The organism is Nitrosomonas sp. (assembly GCF_043753625.1).
Taxonomy (GTDB): Bacteria; Pseudomonadota; Gammaproteobacteria; order Burkholderiales; family Nitrosomonadaceae; genus Nitrosomonas.
Genome location: NZ_JAYUWI010000026.1, coordinates 1 through 21,403 on the forward strand (window position 1 = coordinate 1; position 21,403 = coordinate 21,403).

At 43.8% G+C, this 21,403-nt stretch carries 16 protein-coding genes and 3 tRNA genes; 14 read left to right on the forward strand and 5 right to left on the reverse strand.

From position 1 onward, the window contains the following. The first annotated feature begins 431 nt into the window (after window positions 1-431). From ACH10T_RS02410 to pnp, 4 genes are all read left to right on the forward strand, one after another. Window positions 432-2,168 (forward strand): OprO/OprP family phosphate-selective porin, encoded by a 1,737-nt coding sequence (locus ACH10T_RS02410; protein ID WP_394807743.1) that lies wholly within the window; start codon window positions 432-434, stop codon window positions 2,166-2,168. A gap of 222 nt (window positions 2,169-2,390) precedes the next feature. Beyond that, window positions 2,391-3,410, forward strand: coding sequence for a PstS family phosphate ABC transporter substrate-binding protein (locus ACH10T_RS02415; protein WP_394807744.1), 1,020 nt, complete (start codon window positions 2,391-2,393; stop codon window positions 3,408-3,410). Between the two features lie 384 nt (window positions 3,411-3,794). Next, window positions 3,795-4,064, forward strand: coding sequence for a 30S ribosomal protein S15 (gene rpsO / locus ACH10T_RS02420; protein ID WP_394807745.1), 270 nt, complete (start codon window positions 3,795-3,797; stop codon window positions 4,062-4,064). A gap of 137 nt (window positions 4,065-4,201) precedes the next feature. Beyond that, the gene (pnp, locus tag ACH10T_RS02425; protein ID WP_394807746.1) at window positions 4,202-6,328 is read left to right on the forward strand and encodes a polyribonucleotide nucleotidyltransferase; all 2,127 of its coding nucleotides are present in this window, start codon (window positions 4,202-4,204) and stop codon (window positions 6,326-6,328) included. 58 nt (window positions 6,329-6,386) lie between these two features. Here the strand turns inward: pnp and dksA are convergent, their stop codons facing one another. Next, window positions 6,387-6,812: an RNA polymerase-binding protein DksA gene (dksA, locus tag ACH10T_RS02430; RefSeq protein WP_304905925.1), complete on the reverse strand. Its 426-nt coding sequence runs from the start codon at window positions 6,810-6,812 to the stop codon at window positions 6,387-6,389. A 274-nt stretch (window positions 6,813-7,086) separates the two neighbouring features. Here dksA and ACH10T_RS02435 point away from each other — a divergent pair. The 4 genes from ACH10T_RS02435 to ACH10T_RS02450 all read left to right on the forward strand — a co-directional run bounded on the left by ACH10T_RS02435 (window position 7,087) and on the right by ACH10T_RS02450 (window position 10,532). Next, window positions 7,087-7,163: transfer RNA gene (locus ACH10T_RS02435), tRNA-Pro, on the forward strand. 35 nt (window positions 7,164-7,198) lie between these two features. Continuing rightward, a tRNA-Arg gene (locus tag ACH10T_RS02440) sits at window positions 7,199-7,275 on the forward strand. 77 nt (window positions 7,276-7,352) lie between these two features. Beyond that, window positions 7,353-7,428 (forward strand) — tRNA-His (locus ACH10T_RS02445). Window positions 7,429-7,601: 173 nt separating this feature from the next. Continuing rightward, window positions 7,602-10,532 (forward strand): aconitate hydratase, encoded by a 2,931-nt coding sequence (locus tag ACH10T_RS02450; protein ID WP_394807747.1) that lies wholly within the window; start codon window positions 7,602-7,604, stop codon window positions 10,530-10,532. Window positions 10,533-10,682: 150 nt separating this feature from the next. On the opposite strand, the gene guaA is transcribed toward ACH10T_RS02450, so the two are convergent. Together guaA and guaB are read right to left on the reverse strand one after the other, a co-directional pair. Beyond that, window positions 10,683-12,245, reverse strand: coding sequence for a glutamine-hydrolyzing GMP synthase (guaA, locus tag ACH10T_RS02455; protein WP_394807748.1), 1,563 nt, complete (start codon window positions 12,243-12,245; stop codon window positions 10,683-10,685). Between the two features lie 12 nt (window positions 12,246-12,257). Then, the gene (gene guaB / locus ACH10T_RS02460; RefSeq protein WP_394807749.1) at window positions 12,258-13,721 is read right to left on the reverse strand and encodes an IMP dehydrogenase; all 1,464 of its coding nucleotides are present in this window, start codon (window positions 13,719-13,721) and stop codon (window positions 12,258-12,260) included. Between the two features lie 172 nt (window positions 13,722-13,893). Between guaB and ACH10T_RS02465 the strand changes: the two genes are divergently transcribed. From ACH10T_RS02465 to ACH10T_RS02480, 4 genes are all read left to right on the forward strand, one after another. Next, a complete protein-coding gene (locus tag ACH10T_RS02465) occupies window positions 13,894-14,343 on the forward strand; it encodes a DUF4124 domain-containing protein (RefSeq protein ID WP_394807750.1) in 450 nt (149 codons plus the stop codon). A gap of 19 nt (window positions 14,344-14,362) precedes the next feature. Next, entirely contained in the window at window positions 14,363-15,685 is a 1,323-nt protein-coding gene (locus tag ACH10T_RS02470; RefSeq protein WP_394807751.1) for a FimV family protein, read from the forward strand. 260 nt (window positions 15,686-15,945) lie between these two features. Further along, window positions 15,946-16,335: a response regulator transcription factor gene (locus tag ACH10T_RS02475; protein WP_394807752.1), complete on the forward strand. Its 390-nt coding sequence runs from the start codon at window positions 15,946-15,948 to the stop codon at window positions 16,333-16,335. Between the two features lie 21 nt (window positions 16,336-16,356). Next, complete coding sequence (locus tag ACH10T_RS02480) at window positions 16,357-17,787, forward strand: sensor histidine kinase (protein ID WP_394807753.1); 1,431 nt, start codon at window positions 16,357-16,359, stop codon at window positions 17,785-17,787. 41 nt (window positions 17,788-17,828) lie between these two features. On the opposite strand, the gene ACH10T_RS02485 is transcribed toward ACH10T_RS02480, so the two are convergent. Beyond that, complete coding sequence (locus ACH10T_RS02485; protein WP_394807754.1) at window positions 17,829-20,177, reverse strand: DNA internalization-related competence protein ComEC/Rec2; 2,349 nt, start codon at window positions 20,175-20,177, stop codon at window positions 17,829-17,831. Between the two features lie 473 nt (window positions 20,178-20,650). Between ACH10T_RS02485 and ACH10T_RS02490 the strand changes: the two genes are divergently transcribed. Together ACH10T_RS02490 and ACH10T_RS02495 are read left to right on the forward strand one after the other, a co-directional pair. After that, window positions 20,651-20,809 (forward strand): hypothetical protein, encoded by a 159-nt coding sequence (locus ACH10T_RS02490; RefSeq protein ID WP_394807755.1) that lies wholly within the window; start codon window positions 20,651-20,653, stop codon window positions 20,807-20,809. Window positions 20,810-20,821: 12 nt separating this feature from the next. Further along, on the forward strand, window positions 20,822-20,962 hold the full coding sequence (locus ACH10T_RS02495) for a hypothetical protein (protein ID WP_394807756.1): 141 nt from the start codon (window positions 20,822-20,824) through the stop codon (window positions 20,960-20,962). A 158-nt stretch (window positions 20,963-21,120) separates the two neighbouring features. Here ACH10T_RS02495 and ACH10T_RS02500 read toward each other — a convergent pair whose 3' ends face one another. Then, window positions 21,121-21,297, reverse strand: coding sequence for a hypothetical protein (locus ACH10T_RS02500; RefSeq protein WP_394807757.1), 177 nt, complete (start codon window positions 21,295-21,297; stop codon window positions 21,121-21,123). Between the last annotated feature and the right edge of the window lie 106 nt (window positions 21,298-21,403).

Genomic DNA, 21,403 nt, shown 5'->3' on the forward strand with positions numbered 1-21,403 from the left:
CAGCAATGGATCATTGGGATCAAGTTGCATCAACAAATCTGTTCCAAACAAATTCGGTTGATGAATCGTACTGCTACGTCTTAGCATTTTGAATCACCAGTTCGACCAGAAAACACATGGATATTTTAACATTTCCGGTCGTTATGATCATTAAGAATCAGTGCATTTATAACTAATATCAAGTGCTTATAGATATTTCAGAGTCGACTAATTATTACCTGCACATAAAATATAGATTCATATTTTAATAAATAGCCAGCTTAAATACAATTGATTAATCTATTAATCAAAGAGATTATGAATAAAAAACTTTGTCATGAGAATGACACAAAAATGCAACTGTTATAAAACTGTAACATTCCTACTATATAAAGATTGCCATCTTTTAAACCCTGGATCAAAGACAGATTATGCGATTATTCAGACTCGCCATGGCAATCATAGCTGTAAGCAATTTAAGCGTTACTTCCAATGCTTTTGCACTTGACTTATATGTTGACACAAAAACCAAGCAAATTTTTGCAGAACCAGGGCCTGGTCGAGTACATATGGGCACATATGAAAAATCTGGGCAAGCATCTGCTAAAACAGAAACACCGAAAATACCTGCAGCTCCATCGCAAACTATGGCCGAATCTGCGAAAAACACTGAAGTGAATGAATTAGCCCCAGCCCATGAGTATCAGAGAGCAGAAACTGGCGATAAGTCCAAGGGTGATCGCCTTACAAGGTTACGAGAGAAGGCTGAAAAAGAACAACTTAAAAACCAAGTTTCAGTACTCGACGAACGCGTCAAGGAAGTTGAAAAAATACACGGGAATTTTGATGACCGTGGCCTACATTGGTCAACCAAGGATGGCAATTTTTCAGTATCGCTTAATGGACGGATACAACCTGCTTCACAATACAATTTTATCAATGAACCTGACCCTGCTTTCGGAACCAACACGGCCAATGAATTGAACAGCGGCATGAATATCCGCCGTGCACGTCTTGGCGTTGAAGGTACTTTTTACAAAGTATGGGATTATAAGTTCGAGTACGACTTTAGTCGTGGTAATGGCACAGTTGGATCCGGGATTACCGATGCATTTGTACGATTAAATCATACCAATGCATTATCTTACAAAATTGGCTCATTCAAAGAGCCATTCAGTTTGGAAGAAGCCGCCAGTAACCGTTACCTAACTTTCATTGAACGTCATATGTCGGTCAACGCATTCGTCGACAATCCCAATACTTACAAGACAGGTATCGGCGCCAACTACGCAGTTCAGCAGTGGCAGACCGGATTGGCTTTTCAAACAGAACCTATTGGTTCTTGGTCAGCTGCTTCCACATCAGTAAACGCTAACGGCAACCAAAACCGCAATAACGGTTCTGGCGATACCGGTTGGCAGGGCATCGGCCGTATCAGCGGTCGTCCCTGGATGGAAAGCGAAACCAAATTCATGCATGTCGGTATCTCTGCGGGACACACTGCAGTTAACACCCAATATCGGGCTGACGGCACGATGGTTGGTGAAGGATCAAATGGCGGCGGGGGTGGCATGTCGTTCTTTGCTTTCCCAGGAACCAACGTAGATCGTACCAATATACTGAATACTGGCAACTTGAGCACAGGCGCTCTGAGTGATCCGCTTCATCGCCGGGTAAGCAGTTACGGTCGCTATGGCGCAGAATCCTGGCTTGTTTATGGCCCATTCTCAGCGCAAGGCGAATACTTACGCACCAATATCAATGGTACTGGGTACAACGATGAACATCTGACAGGCTACTACGGTTTTGCAAGCTACTTCCTGACCGGCGAATCTAAGGCTTATCATGTCAGAAATGGTGCGGCAAACCGGATTAAGCCTAATCGTCCATTTCAGTGGAATGGTGCAGGCTGGGGCGCATGGGAAGTCGCTGCAGGCTATGATTACATCGACATGAACTCTGGCGTCATTAAAGGCGGAAAAGCGGATATGGTTAGGTTCGGTTTAAATTGGTATCCCCATTCGAATGTTAAATTCCAAAGCAATGTTATTTACATGTTGGATATCAACACAGCGGGAACTCCAACCACGAACACTAATGGGTATTCAGGCGGTGCCGGTGCGCGTACAAATGGATGGAATAACGCTGACTTTAGCTCATTCTTGACGCAGGTTACAGTTGATTTTTAGGTTTGCGCAAGAAATCGCTGCAGATTAAATCGCACTTCAATAAACCGGGAATTCAGAATCATTGCATGAATTCCCGGTAAAATTAGGCTTCAGTTTTTCTAAAATGTATTAGATTCTAATCAATCAAGATATCATTATTGCTAAGAAACATACGCTACATTCTTATGCACCGCATACTAAATCTTAGATAAATTGCAGCTACTGCACCAAGTGGAGGATTAAATGTTTCAATTACGCAAACTTAAGTTACTGAGCATGTCTATTTTATTGAGTGGATCAATCAGTATTATCAATTCTGCAGATGCTCAATCAATTATCAAAATTGATGGTTCCAGCACCGTTTACCCCATCACTAAAGCAGCCGCAGAAAAGTTTCAGATCACGCAAAGAAATGCTGTCAACGTAACCGTCGGTATCTCCGGTAGCGGTGGCGGCTTCAAGAAATTCTGCCGTGGTGAAATTGATATTGTTAATGCCTCCCGCCCGATTCTAAAAAATGAAATAAAAGACTGCAAAAATTCCCGCGTACAATTTATTGAGATTCCCGTGGCATTTGATGCATTAACCGTGGCGGTGAACCCAGAGAACACTTGGAGCACAACCATGACGGTCGTAGAATTGAAGAAAATATGGGAACCCGCTGCGCAAGGAAAAATTACCAAATGGAATCAGATAAACCCTGCTTGGCCCGATGAATCCTTCAAGCTTTACGGTGCAGATGCAGATTCCGGCACCTTCGATTACTTTACCGATGCCATCGTTGGTAAAATCAAATCAAGTCGAAATGATTTCATCGAATCTGAGAATGACAATGTTTTAGTAGAAGGAGTAGCGAGTAACAAAAATGGATTGGGGTTTTTTGGCTTCGCCTATTACATCGAGAATCAAACTAAAGTAACAGCAGTTGCGATAAACAATGGGAAAGGCGGCATTCTCCCGTCTGTCGAAACCGTTGAAAATGGAAGTTATCAACCGCTATCCCGCCCTATCTTCATCTATGTCAATGCTAAAGCAACAGAGAGAGCTGAAATCAAAGAATTTGTTGAGTTTTATATGAAGAATGCTATTCTCCTAGTAAAAAATGCTGAATTCTTCCCTTTACCACCTAGAGCATACATCACCATGATGGAACACTTTAACAAGAAAAGAGTAGGAACGGTATTTAATGGTGTGTCGGCAGTAGGAATCACTATTGACGAACTAATCCGACGAGAAGGCCGCTTAGAATACGATAATTATTAGAATTTTTTCTCGAAACATTGCCTCTAAAAATAACATCGCGAATTTGAGACGGTGCAAAAGGCCTCATGAAAACTTCAGCAAAGAGTGCGGGTATGCCATAGAAATTATCATAAATCTAGCAGAAACATACAATTTATGAACAGAGCACCGCACCGCAGTAATAGACCGTTATCCCCGTAGTTTCTTGAACAAAACTGATTAAAATAGACCCTATCTTCAATTGCAAAATTTTACAAAACCCGCCATCTATTCAATTCCCCATTTTCTATCACACATTGCGCATTAGCATTCAGTACCCCTACACCTTGATCTGGTTTGGACAAGAGTAATATTAAAGAGTAAAATTCTGGCTCTTTACACTGGGTATTTTAATCGGAGAAATTTATGACAGTCACAATCGACCAAAAAGCACAGGTAGTGCGCGATTATCAAAGAGCCGACGGAGATACTGGCTCTCCAGAAGTTCAGGTTGCCCTCTTGACAACGCGGATCAATGACTTAATTGGACACTTCAAAACACATGTCAAGGATCATCATTCCCGTCGTGGCTTGTTACGCATGGTAAGTCGTCGCCGCAAGTTGCTTGATTATCTAAAAAATCGTAATACCGAAGCTTATCAGACCCTGATTGAACGCCTTGGTTTACGCAAATAAGCACGCCGCGAAAAACTTTGCTGGCAGCACAAATCAAGCAGATTATTTTCCATTCAAATTGTTACACAACCGATACTGTGGTTTGAGGGCAATTTATAATTCGGAAAAATTCATCAAAAAGGAAAAAGGATTGTTAATTGAAACCTATTAAGAAGAGTATTACCTACGGACGCCATCAACTCACATTGGAAACGGGTGAAATAGCACGGCAAGCACATGGCGCGGTAATGGTTACAATGGACGATACAGTAGTACTTGTTACCGTGGTTGGTGCAAAAAACATAAAGCCTGGACAGGATTTCTTTCCGCTCACTGTGGATTATCAAGAAAAATTTTACGCTGCCGGTAGAATACCGGGGAGTTTCTTTAAACGGGAAGGCCGTCCATCAGAAAAAGAAACACTGACTTCTCGATTAATTGATCGTCCGATTCGTCCACTCTTTCCCGAAGGTTTCTATAACGAAGTACAAATAGTGGCTACTGTGATGTCGGCTGATAATGAAGTAGATGCAGATATTCCTTCCATTATCGGCACTTCTGCCGCACTAATTCTTTCCGGAATACCATTTGATGGCCCACTTGGCGCTGCTCGCGTTGGTTATATCAACAACGAGTATGTACTCAATCCAACAACTTCAGAGCTTAAAGATACTCAATTGAACTTAGTTGTTGCAGGAACGCAACAAGCAGTTTTGATGGTGGAATCAGAAGCAATGGAATTGTCGGAAGAAATTATGCTAGGCGCAGTGATATTCGGCCATGAGCAAATGCAAGCAGTTATCAATGCAATCAATGAATTTGCTGATGAAGCGGGTGTAACTGCGTGGGATTGGACTCCACCTGTAAAAAATACTTCATTTGAAGAAAAGATTGCCGGCCTGGCAGAAACCGATTTACGGATGGCTTATAAGATTAAACAGAAACAAGCGCGTTCTGAAACGATTGAGGCAATCAGTCAACGCATATCCGCCGAAGTCGGTGTTGATACAGAAGGCGGGCCTGATCTGCAAGCATTCAAGGAAGCTTTCTTTGCATTGGAAGCAAAAATTGTCCGCAATCAAATCCTGGATGGAGAACCTCGAATCGATGGCCGTGGCACACGCACTGTTAGAGCCATAACGATTCGCAATGGTGTGCTGCCTCGCGCACATGGTTCAGCGCTATTTACTCGCGGTGAAACACAAGCATTAGCGATTGCAACTCTGGGTACAGCACGTGACGAGCAAAAAATTGATTCACTGCAAGGTGATTATAATGATCGATTTATGCTGCATTACAATATGCCCCCCTATGCAACGGGAGAAATTGGTCGTGTCGGCACTCCCAAACGCCGTGAAATCGGGCATGGACGTCTTGCAAAGCGTGCTATTGCCGCAGTTCTGCCTTCCTCTGAAGAATTTGGTTATTCCTTGCGCGTAGTATCTGAAATTACCGAATCAAACGGCTCCAGCTCAATGGCATCGGTTTGTGGCGGTTGTCTCGCCCTTATGGATGCGGGCGTTCCACTCAAGGCACATGTAGCCGGCATTGCAATGGGTCTAATTAAAGATGGAAATCGTTTTGCTGTATTAACTGATATTCTCGGTGATGAAGATCATCTGGGTGATATGGATTTTAAAGTAGCCGGTACGGAAAAAGGCATTACTGCATTACAGATGGACATCAAAATTCAAGGTATCACCAAAGATATCATGCATGCCGCACTGATACAGGCTCACGAAGGACGGATGCACATCCTGCAAATTATGAAGCAAGCCCTGCCCTCAACCCGTGAAGATATCTCAGTTCATGCTCCCCGTATTATCAAAATCAAAATCAATCCCGAAAAGATTCGCGATGTTATCGGCAAGGGTGGTGCTGTCATTCGTGCGCTCACGGAAGAAACCGGTACGACGATTGATATCACTGATGATGGGCAAGTAACGATAGCTTGTGTCAGTGCTGAAGGTGGTGAGCTAGCCAAGAAACGAATTGAAGATATTACTGCGGAAGTTGAAGTTGGTAAAATTTATGACGGTATAGTGTTAAAGTTACTTGATTTCGGGGCTATTGTTAGTGTTCTTCCTGGAAAAGACGGTCTGTTACATATATCACAAATCGCCAATGAACGCGTCAATAACGTTTCTGATCACCTCAATGAGGGTCAGCAAGTACGAGTCAAAGTACTTGAAGCAGATGACAAAGGAAGACTGCGTCTGAGTATGAAAGCAGTATCCGCCGATGGAGATAACACTGCTTCTGGAACAGAAGAATCAGAATCATGAGGTGATTATAAATAACCCCCCTGTCCTAACGACAGGGGGGTTATTTCCAGCAATAAACCTACTTAGCTATTTGCTTTTCACGCATTTCATCCAATGTTTTACAATCAATACATAGTGTCGCGGTGGGCCGCGCTTCAAGCCGCTTTAATCCAATCTCAATTCCGCAACTTTCACAATAACCATAATCACCCGAATCAATTTTACCAATTATCTCATCAATCTTTTTGATGAGCTTGCGCTCACGATCACGATTTCGTAACTCAAGTGTCATATCAGATTCCTGGCTGGCACGATCATTAGGATCGGCAAATACCGTAGCTTCATCCTGCATGGTATGTACCGCTCGGTCAATATCCTGTCCCAATTCAATTTTCATACCTTCCAGTAGCTTACGAAAATGCATAAGCTGATCAGGATTCATATAATCCTCACCTGCTTTTGGTTCATAGGGAGACACTTGTTTACTTTGCAGCTCTTTTGGCATCTTTAAGGCTCCTCTTTAATTCCGGATTTCAGTAGCGGATAAAAAAATCGTACACTATTACCAGAAAACACAATATATAACAAGTTATTTGTCCAGCTCACTACATGTCTCGCTCTAGAATAGCATAAAACTTAAATTTAAATTTGAGACGTCACCCATGTATGATTTAAGCATTTTTTGACTCGCTATCCCGCAGAGTAGAACGCAAATCACCCATCTTAAGTCACGAAGAAATTGACGTTTCAAACCTAAGAAGGTATAGTGTCGCCTTTTCCGGGGTGTAGCGTAGCCTGGTAGCGCGCCTGGTTTGGGACCAGGATGTCGGGAGTTCAAATCTCTCCACCCCGACCAATTTAAGCTCTAAAATTTAGGGCAAGCTCGACTTGGTGCCCGTAGCTCAATTGGATAGAGCACCAGCCTTCTAAGCTGGGGGTTACAGGTTCGATCCCTGTCGGGCATGCCATAAATATTTCTATATCGTGTGGATAGTATACTCAACACAGTTTGTGTAAATTAAACCCCTACACTTTTCTTCTTATGGTGGCTGTAGCTCAGCTGGTAGAGTCCCGGATTGTGATTCCGGTTGTCGTGGGTTCGAGTCCCATCAGCCACCCCATCTGATTATCTTCACAGCAGTGTGGATCAATATTATTCGCTCAATTTACACACAGTAAATTTTCGATAATAAATCAAAAAACCTAAGCGTGACATTGTTTGCCCAAAAATATATATTATCGGCTGAATAGTTTATTAACCTGTTAATCCATATTATTCTTCAGGAACACTACCATGAACCACAATCTATTCAATAGCCTGCGTAAACTATCCATTGCACAGGGCAGCAGTGCCAAATACTATTCACTTCCGGCTCTAGAGAATAGTGGGATCGGAAAAATTTCCCGTTTACCGATATCGATCCGCATCATACTAGAATCAGTATTGCGCAATTATGACAATAAAAAGATAAATGAGGCGCATATTCGGCAATTGGCGAACTGGAAACCGAATGCTATCAGAGTAGACGAGATACCGTTTGTCGTTTCTCGCATTGTTTTGCAAGATTTCACCGGTGTGCCGCTTTTAGTGGATTTGGCTGCTATGCGTAGCGCAGCGATAAAATTGGGAAAAAATCCAAAACTGATAGAACCATTGGTACCCGTTGATCTGGTAGTTGACCATTCTATCCAGGTTGATTACTACGGAACCAAAGATGCGCTCACCCACAACATGGAAATTGAGTTTTCTCGTAATAATGAACGCTACCAATTTATCAAATGGGGAATGCAGGCTTTTGACACCTTCAAGGTGATACCACCTGGAATTGGTATCGTGCATCAGGTCAATCTTGAATATCTGGCCCGTGGTGTACACCAAAAAGATGGATTAATCTTTCCAGATACTCTAGTAGGCACCGACTCACATACCACGATGATTAACGGAATCGGTGTTGTCGGCTGGGGGGTTGGCGGTATTGAAGCGGAAGCCGGCATGCTGGGACAACCGGTTTATTTCCTTACGCCCGATGTAGTTGGCGTAAACTTGACCGGCCAGTTACGTGAGGGCGTCACCGCAACTGACCTGGTCCTAACGATCACTGAAATGTTACGTGCCGCCAATGTAGTCGGTAAATTTGTTGAATTCTTTGGTGAAGGAACTGCTTCATTGACATTACCTGATCGTGCTACGATCGCCAATATGGCCCCTGAATATGGGGCAACGATGGGTTTTTTCCCCGTTGACGACATCACCATTGAATATTTCAGAAGCACAGGACGTAGCCCCGAAGAGATCTCGTTATTCCAGTCCTATTTCCAGAAACAGGAAATGTATGGCATTCCGCAAAAGGGAGACATTGACTATACCCGAGAACTAGTACTTGATCTGAGTTCGGTTACACCGTCGCTCGCTGGTCCAAAACGCCCGCAGGATCGCATCGAACTCACCGCGATGAAATCCAAATTTACTGAACTTTTTAACAAACCTGTCAAAGAAAGCGGTTACGGAAAACAAAGTGATGACATCGATCAACGTTATCCAATACGTAACACTCGTACACAAGACCCCGATGTTTGCACACACATTGATTCTGGCAGTCTGGATGAAAATCGACTCGCATCACCGGGTTCGCACAATGTACCCAAGATAAACACTAATCATTCGACACAAAAAGATATCCCAACCGAACGCCGGATGACCTCCCGTAACATCACTGAAATGACCAGTAACCGTCCGACCCCTCATCCTGCCGATGTATCCGCTAATGAATTGAATAGCTCTTCGGTTAATTTGGGTCATGGTGATGTATTGATTGCCGCCATCACTTCCTGCACAAACACGTCCAACCCAAGTGTTTTAATCGCAGCCGGATTATTGGCAAAAAAAGCAGTTGAAAAAGGTCTATCGGTTAAGCCTCATATCAAAACTTCTCTAGCACCCGGTTCGCGGGTGGTAACCGAATACCTGACAGTCGCTGGACTGCTACCTTATCTTGAACAACTTGGCTTTAATTTGGTTGGTTATGGTTGCACCACGTGTATTGGCAATGCGGGTCCCTTAGCTGATCCGATTGAAGAAGCCATCGTCAAGAATGATTTGGTTTGTGCGGCCGTACTTTCTGGAAATCGCAATTTTGAAGCGCGCATTCATCCAAACATCCGCGCTAATTTTTTAGCTTCGCCACCGCTGGTCGTAGCTTATGCTATCGCAGGTACTATTTTGAAAGATCTCACCACTGAGCCTTTAGGTATCGGCAAAAACAATCAACCGGTTTGGCTTAAAGACATTTGGCCCAATAGTGCAGAAATTCATGCGCAGATGAAATTTGCCGCCAACGCAGATACCTTCCGGAAACTCTATAGCAATCTCACCAAAGACTACCCCTTGTGGAATAACGTGACTTCTGTCACCGGTCAAACTTACAATTGGCCGCAATCCACGTATATCGCCGAACCGCCTTTTTTCCAAAACTTCTCATTGCGACCGGCAGCCTCCAGCGATGCCGCAGGTATTAAAAATGCCTACGCATTAGGCATTTTTGGTGATTCTGTTACAACCGATCATATCAGTCCGGCAGGCTCCATAAAAGACACTTCCCCAGCCGGCCATTATCTATTGGATAACAACGTCGCCAAAGCTGATTTCAATAGTTATGGCGCGCGCCGCGGCAACCATGAAGTAATGATGCGCGGCACGTTTGCCAATGTCCGCATCAAGAACCTGATGATTCCAGAGAGTGAAGGCGGCATCACACTTTACCAAGGCACTGCTGGTACTGTGCCTGAGCAAATGAGCATTTATGATGCCGCGATGAAATATCAATCACAAGGCATCCCCACGTTGGTTTTTGGCGGCAAGGAATACGGCACTGGCTCGAGTCGAGACTGGGCTGCCAAGGGGACTCAACTATTGGGGATCAAGGCGGTCATTGCCACCAGTTTTGAACGCATTCATCGCAGCAATCTGATCGGCATGGGTGTCCTGCCACTACAATTTAAGGATAATGACAGCATTGATTCATTGGGCATTATAGGCGATGAACAATTTGACATATCCGGTCTGGACGACATTCAACCACAAAAAGATGTCACATTAGTTGTTCGAAGAAAAGATGGCAGCAGCCAATCAGTGCAGTTACTGTGTCGTATCGATACTGCGATAGAAGTCGATTATTACAAGCATGGTGGGATTTTGCCTTATGTACTGAGAGAATTGATGGCTTGAACAGTCATCAACCTTACCTGTGATTATTCCATATGAAGTTGGCAAGATATTTGCTGCATGGAAGCAGACAACGTACCAGCAAGTAGCACACTTTTTGCACATCATGCAGATAATATGTGTGATGTTCGATATCTCGCTGTCGAGATTACCCTATTCCCACTCAATCGTCGCTGGTGGCTTGCCAGAAATATCGTAGACGACGCGATTGATGCCACGAATTTCGTTGATAATCCGATTAGAAACCTTGCTCAATAAAGAGTATGGCAGCTCTGCCCAGTTAGCGGTCATGAAGTCTTGCGTTTGCACGGCTCTGAGGGCGATAACGTATTCATAGGTCCGTCCATCTCCCATCACGCCTACCGACTTGACGGGCAAAAAAACCGCAAATGCCTGCGATGTTTTTTCGTACCAACCGGAGCGTTGCAATTCTTCGATAAAAATTTGATCCGCTTGTCTTAATAACTCGGCATATTCATATTTAACTTCACCCAGAATACGCACCCCCAATCCCGGCCCGGGAAACGGGTGACGGAATACCATTTCGCGTGGCAGGCCGAGTGCTAATCCCAATTCACGCACTTCGTCCTTAAACAGTTCACGTAACGGCTCAAGTAATTTCAGGTGAAGTGTTTCCGGCAATCCGCCGACATTGTGATGCGATTTGATTGAATGTGCCTTCTTAGTTCCCCCCCCGGCCGATTCAATCACATCGGGATAAATGGTACCTTGCGCTAGCCATTTAGCATCGCTTATTTTTGCCGATTCGCGCTGAAATACTTCAACAAATTCACGCCCGATAATCTTTCGCTTGGTTTCCGGATCAGTAACATCTTTAAGGTTCCGGTAAAAATCCCGGCTGGCATCAATATGAATTACTTTCACAGTCAGGTTACTGGCAAATGTTTCCATCACTTGTTTGGCTTCATTGGTACGTAACAGGCCATTGTCCACAAACACACAAGTGAGCTGATCGCCAATGGCGCGATGGATTAATGCAGCAGCCACGGATGAGTCCACGCCACCGGATAACCCCAGGATTACTTGATCCTTTCCAACGGTTGTACGAATCTTTCCAATCGCTTCCTCGACATAATCCGGCATATTCCAATCCCGGCCAATTCCGCAAATATCGTGAACAAACCGCTCGATTATCGCTTTACCTTGAAGTGTGTGCGTAACTTCCGGGTGAAATTGAATACCATAAAACTGCCGCTTGTCATCCGCCATGGCGGCAATCGGCGTTGCTGCATTAAGGGCCATCACTTGGAATCCGGCAGGTAAAGCAACTACTTTGTCCCCATGACTCATCCAGACATCCAATATATTGTTTCCAGCCGTACTCGTGCGATCTTTAATTTCTTGAAATAACACACCACTTTGCGTGGATTGTATTTCTGCATAGCCAAATTCACGCACAGCAGCATTTTCTACCGTACCGCCCAATTGCGCCGCCATGGTTTGCATGCCATAGCAGATACCCAAAACCGGTACATTCAATTCAAAAACAATTTGCGGCGCACGCGGCGTCTCGTCTTCAGTCACCGAAGCGGGGCCGCCGGAAAGTATGATTCCTTTGGGCGAAAATTCCTTGATAAATTCCGGACTGGCATCATAAGGATGCAATTCGCAATAAACGTTTGTTTCACGAATACGCCGGGCAATAAGCTGTGTGTACTGCGAACCGAAGTCCAAAATGAGGATTTTTTGATGCATTAATCTAGATTCTTACTTGACATGATAGTTAGGCGCTTCTTTGGTAATCTGAACATCGTGCACATGCGACTCACGAATTCCCGCCGAAGTAATCTCGACAAATTCTGCTCTGTCGTGCATCGCAGCGATCGTTTCACACCCCAGATAACCCATGCTTGAACGCACACCGCCCATCAATTGATGAATAACTCCGGAAATACTGCCTTTGAAGGGCACACGGCCTTCCACACCCTCAGGCACCAATTTGTCATTATTTTTTTGTTCTTTTTCTTGGAAATAGCGATCACTGGATCCTTGCTGCATGGCAGAAAGCGAACCCATACCACGATAACTTTTATACGAGCGGCCTTGAAACAACTCAATTTCTCCCGGTGCCTCTGCTGTTCCAGCAAACAAACCACCCAACATAACCAGATCTGCGCCTGCTGCCAAAGCTTTGGCAATATCACCTGAATACCGGATACCGCCATCGGCAATGGTGGGTATGCCACTGCCCTTTAAAGCTTCGGATACATTGTGTATGGCGGTAATCTGCGGAATACCGACACCCGCTACAATCCGTGTGGTACAAATGGAACCAGGGCCGATACCGACTTTCACCGCATCCACACCATTATCCACCATCGCTCTAGCGGCTGCCGCCGTTGCAACATTTCCGCCAATCACCTGAACAGACGGCAAGTTCTTTTTTATCCATGCAATACGATCCAAAACGCTTTGCGAATGACCATGCGCCGTATCGACCACAATCACATCAACTCCGGCTTCGACCAGTGCAGTCGCACGCTCTTCACTACCCTCCCCGACTCCAATCGCAGCACCGACGCGCAGACTTTCTTGTTCATCTTTGCTAGCCAATGGATATTCCGAGGTTTTAATAATATCTTTAACCGTAATGAGGCCACATAATTCAAATTGTTTATTGACTACCAACACACGCTCTAATCGATGTTTATGCAGTAACGCCAGCACTTCCTCGCGCGAAGTATCTTCGTTGACAGTTACTAACCGATTCTTTGGTGTCATGATGTGCTTGATCGCTTGATCGAGATTTGTTTCAAAACGGAGATCCCGGTTGGTCACAATACCGACAACTTTCTTGCCGTTCACGACAGGTAATCCAGAGATTTTATGCCGCCGTATCAGCTCAAGAACTTCACGCACAGTCATGTTTTGGTGAATGGTAATCGGGTCTTTTACCACGCCGCTTTCAAAACGTTTGACTTGTGCCACGTGTGCGGCCTGGCCTTCGATCGACATATTTTTATGAATAATACCGATACCGCCTTCTTGCGCTATTGCAATAGCCAGAGGCGCTTCGGTGACCGTATCCATAGCAGCCGATAGCAAAGGAATATTGAGAGTAATGGTGCGTGTTAATTTTGTCGCCAAACTGACATCACGCGGCAAAACCGTTGAGTGTGCGGGAATTAAGAGAACATCATCAAAGGTGAGTGCTTTTTGAATCAATTGCATAATAACAATCCTTTGCAAAGCGACATTATAGCCAATTTCGCCCACAAATTTCGCCCCAATTCAGCCAAGAATACAGCATATTTCCAATTATTATGATTTAATGCGATAAATCTTCAAGTTGCATAAATACGATACCGATGTATTTCAGATACATTTCATTCTGGAGCACGCGATGAGAATTTTTGTATTTACTGGGTTAATAGTACTATTCAGCATTACGGTCCACGCACAAATTTATAAATGGGTCGATGAAAGTGGCAAAACGCAATACACAGATGTACCACCTCCGCCCGGTGTAGCCAAGGAAGGCAAAAAATTGAATATCAAGTCATCGCCTATATCTGGGGATCATGAACCAAATAAATCTAGAAATCCGGGTGAAGAGAGACTTGAATTTGACAAACGTCAGCAACAAAAAAAAGAACAAGACGTGAAACAACAAGCAAAGGCTGAAGAAAACAAAAAAAAATGTATCGATGCTCAAGGACAGCTTAGACTATATACTGATTCGCCACGATTAACTGTGCCTGATGGCGCTGGTGGAATAGTTTTTGTCGATGATGATGCGCGGCAGAGAAAAACTGCTGATGCCAACAAAGCGATTGCAACATTTTGTAAATAAATAAACGTTCCAAAATTAGATGGCTGCATTTTCTAGCAAATTAATATTTATTGTTCTCATTCTGACAGGTACTTTAGCTAAGGCTGAAGTACCTGTTTCATATCCAACACAGGATAATATTGTGCACACTGGGATTGATGCCGCCTCCAGCCATAATACGGCAAAATACGGGATACAATGGCAGATCCTGCCCGGAGAAAATATCAAGCAGATTGCCCAACTGATGTTCCCTAAAAACTCCGTTGCGCGCGATAATTTTATTCGTGCAATTATTCACACCAATCCCAGACACTTTCCTGATGGCACCTATCAACCATTGCCCGCTGGAACCATCATCCACATTCCGGATTTAAGAACGATTAGTATTCATGCAAAACCAGCAGCCCAGACAAAGAAATCAAACACAACCGACAATCTCAGCAAAACTAAATCTCCGGAATCGCTCCCGAAAGCTGAGATATCCGGCTTAAATGATAATCATCCGGCATTAAAGCTTATCACGCAATTGGAACAAATCGCTGAAACTGAAGCCGCTGAACTCAGCACATTGTTAAAACGTATTGCGTCGCTCGAAAAGCAAATCGCCGCAATGCAATCCATGCTGACATTAAAAATGACAGCACCCAGCGAGATCATAAGTACTCCACTTGAAGCGGACATTCCTCTTCCTCAAAACGCAATAACGCCATCCGCGGAGGACGCGCAGCCTGTTGCAAAGACAGTAACACCACCGGAAACTAATGCACCACAACTTAACCATCCGACAGGACCAGATGAAACCAGCAATAATACTTCGATTGAATCTACTCTATCCTCAGACAGCGTATTTCTTTTCGGACTATTATTGACGCTACTAATCATCGTCCTGATATTACGCAATCACCATAAAATCAAAGAGAGATTCGCACGATCCACAGACGCATCGTTACCCAATGCAACCGAACGGCACCGGTACGAAGCACTCTTATTGCGCCGGAGTGACAGCAAACTAGCCGATTCACCTGAGAGTGCACCAGAAGCATTCGGTGAAACGATATCCAAAGCACGCGCATTTATCGAACAGGATAACCCGGATGCTGCGATTCAATTGCTGCAGAAGCAACTCGCAACAAACCAGCGCGACATCCCTTCCTGGCTCCTGTTATTCGAGCAACTCTATAAATCAAATAACAAAAGTGATTTCAAAAAAAATGCTCGTCGTTTTAAACGCATGGGAGAATTTTCTGATATCTGGATACAAATCCAGAAATTAGGAAATCAGCTCGAACCCAATGAACCGCTTTATTTTGACGAACTAAAACGCAAGGAAAAGTTTTTTTCTGATGCATCCGGATCGGATTAACTCTACTTACGCCTTTTTAGTGTCACTACAAAATGAAATCCTCAACCTCCCTCGATGGAAATGGATTATTAGAAATCGCCCCAGATCTTTAGATCTCAGCACCTTAGAGCTAAGATTTTCCAACTATATGACGTTAATTACACTTCACATATTTTTCACAACCGCTACGATAAGATCTAATGAATAATGCCCCAATAATTAAGCGGTTTCCGATACGCGCTTAACTTTCCAGGCTCAACTATTAAGGAAGAAAAATTACTATGGCACCACGAATCGCACACGTCGATGATGACTCGGATATCCGGGAAGCTGTCGAACGTATTCTGTGTAAAAACGGATATGAAGTTGATAGCTACCTGACTATGCAGGAATTCATCAATTCATTGGAAGATGAAACCAAACGACCTGATTTGGCTATCCTTGATGTGATGGTTGAATCTATGGACTCCGGATTGACTACCTATGCACAAATTCACAAACGCTTTCCACAAATACAAGCCATTTTCCTGACATCTCTGGGTGATATGATCAGACCCTATTTTGAAGATGGTACGCATGAGTGGGTTTGTATTATGGAAAAACCCGTAGAACCGGTAAGCTTATTGGCAACAATTAACGAGCGACTGAAGCATATGGCACCAGTATCATAACTAAATTTTGATCGAACGAGAATGGCAACCACTGAGTTTTCCTGGAATAAGTCGAATAACCAAACTATATCGCTTGAAGTAATAGGAGAAACACTACAACTCAGTGATGATGTTTTAATTAGCAATATCCGTTGGTTTATTACCTTTCGCTGGGTATTGATTGCCACACTGGTTTTTTTTGAGATCCTGATGCTGTCAGCATCGGATGCGTTGGCGCAGTTGGGTATCAGTGAACAGCAGAAATGGCCAATTGCCATCATTATCGTGCTGGTTGTCGCCAATATTGTTTACATCTTCGCATTAAATCACGGTAAATCCAGTAAATATAATTCACCCTCTATTAATTTGTGGGTACAAATCATTGTTGATCTGGTCTGCCTATCCGTTGTCGTACATTATATTGGTAGCACTACTACACCGATTTCCTTCTTCTACGTGCTGCATATTGCACTAGCCTGTATCTTTTTTTCTACCCGTGAAAGCCTGTATGTAACCATATTAGTCTGTTTAATGGATACGATCGTCATCGTTGTTGATAACTTCCTGGTCACTCAATCGCCACTTTCAACCTTGATAAGCAATCATGTCCTTTCTGAAAGTGCACGTAGAGATGGCGCAATAGTATGGATGTTTTTTCTCGATGCCTTATTTCTTATCGTCTGGTATGTTATCTCTAGGCTTTCTTTGATCGTTCGTGCCCATGAGCGTCATCTTTTGGATGCCTATAAACAAATCAACCAGGCACAAGTAGAAAAAGATCAATATGCGTTATTAATCACACACCAGCTAAAATCTCCGCTGGATGCTATCCGTAGCAAAATAAATTTAATTAACGAGGGCTATTTGGGAGAGACGACACCTGAAGTCAGTGCTGCACTCGTACAAATGGATGTACGTGCAAAAAATATGTCTGGCTTAATCCTTGATTTACTCCGGTTAGAACGATTGAAAGATACTTGTCTTGACACTGCAGTTTTCGAATCTGTTGATATTCAAACGGCTCTGCAGAAGTGTATTGAGAAAATAACTCCCGTTGCCAATTCTAAAAATGTCGTACTTAATCTATCGATTGAGAACTTTATCTGTAAGGTAATTCCTGATCAATTGGGAATACTTCTGGAAAATATCATTTCCAATGCAATCACTTATTCTCATGAGAGTGGATGCGTTAAAATTGCATCGACTGTCAATCGCCTTAATCACAGTGCCGAAATCATCGTAACCGATCATGGAATCGGCATTGATAACAAAGATCTGCCGAATATATTTAATGAGTATTTTTATTCACCCAGAGCAGCACTTCATAACAAGGCAACCAGCGGTATTGGTTTGTCTATTGTAAGAATCGCAGCAGAAAATAACAAACTGAGAATCAAAGTCACCAGCGAACCCGGAATGGGTACTTCTTTCACTGTGATATTTAACAATATCGAATTGCCTGACGAATATTAGAAAACTCAATCCGCACTAAAATCATTTGACGCAGTATCAGTTTATTCAATTCTGTTGTGCTGCCAATAGCGGCGATGTAATTTTCTCCAGCTATCGGCAGACCATCCATTATTTGTAAAACGAAGCAAAATAGCGCCGTCCCTATCACTTCGCAACAATTGACTTCCCAAGCTGTAATAGCGCGCCACCACGGTTTCACGCGGATGACCGTAGCGATTCTGATAGCCCATGGTGAATATTGTCAGCGAAGGATTCACTCTTTGTACAAAAGCAGCGGTCGAAGAAGTATAACTGCCATGATGCGGCGCAATCAATACTGTTGCAGGAAGCTTGTCACTGACGCGGGCGAGTAATGCTTGCTCATCCTTTCCTTCAATATCAGCCGGCAGCAATACGCTACCATGAACTGATGTAATTTTTAATACACAACTATTTGCATTAACTGTACGTTGTGGATTTCCATAATCCTGTTCCAATGGATGCAGCAATTCAAAATGTACACCATCCCATTGCCAGAATTGACCAGCTCGACACTGTTCTTTATGGAGCGTGGCTTGCTGTATTGGGTGATGGCTGCGCAAAGACGATAATAGCCTCTTAGTAGGTATCGCCTCCAGTACCGATAAAGCGCCGTCGCTATGATCCGAATCAGCATGCGATACGATTAAAATATCAAGCTGGCGAATACCTTCCCCACGTAAAAAAGGCACAATAATACGACTACCGCTATCTGTTTCACCATAGCCGGGACCGGTATCAAACAACAGTGCATGGTGCTCGGTGCGCGCCACTACTGCCAATCCCTGGCCAACATCCAGAACCGTTAACCATAATTCACCGGCTTTAGGTTGGGCAGGCTGCGTCAAAAACATCGGCAACAATGCAGTTACCCCCAGCCAACGTGCCGGGAAACCGGCAAAAAATCCCAGCCCCAAGCTTCCAGGCAGCAACAACCACATGATCCCAACGATTGCCACCGCTATTGTCCACATCGGTGGCGCATGCTGCTGCCATACTACGTTTGACATATCGCTCAGCGCTTGCAGTAACAGCATGACAATACTCAACACCGCATGGGCAAGTGGTAACATAAAATCAAACATGGGTATTGTCGCCAATAATGTGAGCGGCACCACTACCAGGCTTACCACCGGAATAGCAATGGCATTCGCAATTGGTGACACTAATGACACCTGCTGAAACAAAACCAACAATAGTGGAATGAGTCCCAATGTAATGGCCCATTGAATCCGTAACCAATCATTTAGCCAGTGAATTTTACCAATCCGCCCTACCGTTACCAGCATAATAATGGCAATTGCGCCAAATGATAACCAGAAACCTGGCGCAATGCTTGCCCAAGGATCCAGCAACACCACCCAAAATAACGCCCATGCCAGTACCATTGTTGCAGATGTATGATGTCCTCTCCATAACGCGATCGCCACCACAGCCAACATACAGAATGCCCGCTGCGCGGGAATTGCAAAGCCAGACAGCACAGCATAGCTGAAAGCCACTACCAATCCAGCCATAACAGCGGCGCGGCGTGCTGGCAAACGTAATGCTAAACAGGTATTCCAACGCCATAACCAGAATACGCATACGAATACCATGCTAGAGATCATAGTGATATGCAGTCCGGAAATTGCCATTAGATGATTGGTCCCAGTACGGGTAAATATTTGCCACTGATCGCGAGGAATGGCTTGTTGATCACCTGTTGCAAGAGTTTTTAATATACCGGCATAGGTTTTATCCGCTAGACTCACTGAAAAACGCTGCTGGATTTCTTCACGAATATGTTCAATCCAATAGTTTGGCCGTTGAACTATCGGATGCAGGCGCTGATTATCGGCTGATGAGCGCACGTATCCAGTTGCTCGAATATTACGTTCTAATGCCCATGCTTCATAATCAAAACCATGCGGATTCATAGTACCGTGTGGTTGTTTTAGACGCACCGTTACTTGCCAGCGTTCTCCCGCTTTGATATTCGGCAACACCTTATGATCTGAATTCACCCGCCACTCTTTATACCAGAACAGTGCAACCTTCTTGGGTACAATCGCACCTTCAGTGACCACACGCTCAATATCAAACCGGAAACGCATAGTGCGATCATCCTTCTGCGGCATACTGGCCACTACACCGATAACCTGGATATCCTTACGTTCCCACTCGTAAGGTAATGCGTCGGCCAAACGCCAATGCGCCACCGCAGCAGCCCAGAAAAAACCAATTCCCACAAAAAATAACCAAAACACAATTCTGCTTATCGTTACCGGAATCACCAATTGACGATATCGAAACAATCCGATCGCGATTCCCAGCAATAATAAACTCCATGCCCACCCAATTTCTGGTAATTCAGCTCGTTGCTGCAACAAGCCGGCACCCAAAACAAAAGCAAGAATATTTTATTGCACTAACAAATTTTCTGAACTCCTTTGGCAAGCAAATTTTATTTTAGATCGCTGTATGGCATACCACTTGATCCTCTCAAGAAATTTCCAGCATGCCCTATCGAAAGTTTTTTCATCAAATTATAACGTTACCATTTGCAATAATTTGATACTATAAGATGGTGATAATTTAAACACTATATTGCAATTGTTACGCTATCCGGACAGGAATGAAAAGTTTCAGCTATCCGAATAATACACAGAAAATCTTATGAATCAGCATAACCAGGATGTTGCATTGAGAAGAGAAGATAATGGTATCAGGCATAGTAACTTATTCCAATTCCCGAAAGAAACGTAAATATATTTAATGCATAACTAACTGTATTTAAGAAGTTATACTAATATAATTATTTCTTTTTCTATTGAGAATTGGAATTAGACAAGCATAGCAACAATTGAAAGAATCTCACGACAGCTATGCAAACCTTTATAACCATGCCTCCATAGGCTATTTAACCGTAGACAAAACCGGACACATCCTGTTTGTTAATCTGACTAGCGGCGCTTTGCTGAAAATGAGCGAGAGTCGCATATCGGCATTAGGCTACCGATAGAAAATTCAAGCTATGAAAGAATCAATCTCCTTCTTGCTTATGGATGATCATCCTGTCGGGCGTACTGAATATCGCCGCTTGCATGAAAGCACACCCGATATGGATATGCGTATGTTAGCAACAAATAGAACTGTCCTATTTAGTAGCAAATGAATTGTCCGCTTTAAATTAAAACGCAGTGAACCCGTATTGTGATTCATTGCGAAGTTAAGGCGGCGGACTTACGCACCAACTTTTTATTTTGTTTTATTTCCTGTCCGGCTTTATCATAATTTGCGATTTTTCGTGGTCCGTACAAAATCGCCAACTGCTCAGCTTTGTTGGACAATAACCATTAGAAAGATTGCTGCAAAGAACACCACGACACCACCCACAATTACACCTGCTTGCCAGGGCGGAAATGTCTCTACCAACGATAAGTACAACCCATAAAGCACGAAAACCATGCCAACTACCACAGCCATCACGGCCAATCCCAATAGGAACATCACAATGGCTAATTAATAATAGGTAAACCCCCGGCTCTGCCGGGGGACTCCTGAAGGTTTGACCGTTACGGCAATCGTCGTACCGTTCTCGTCCCAACCACGAGAC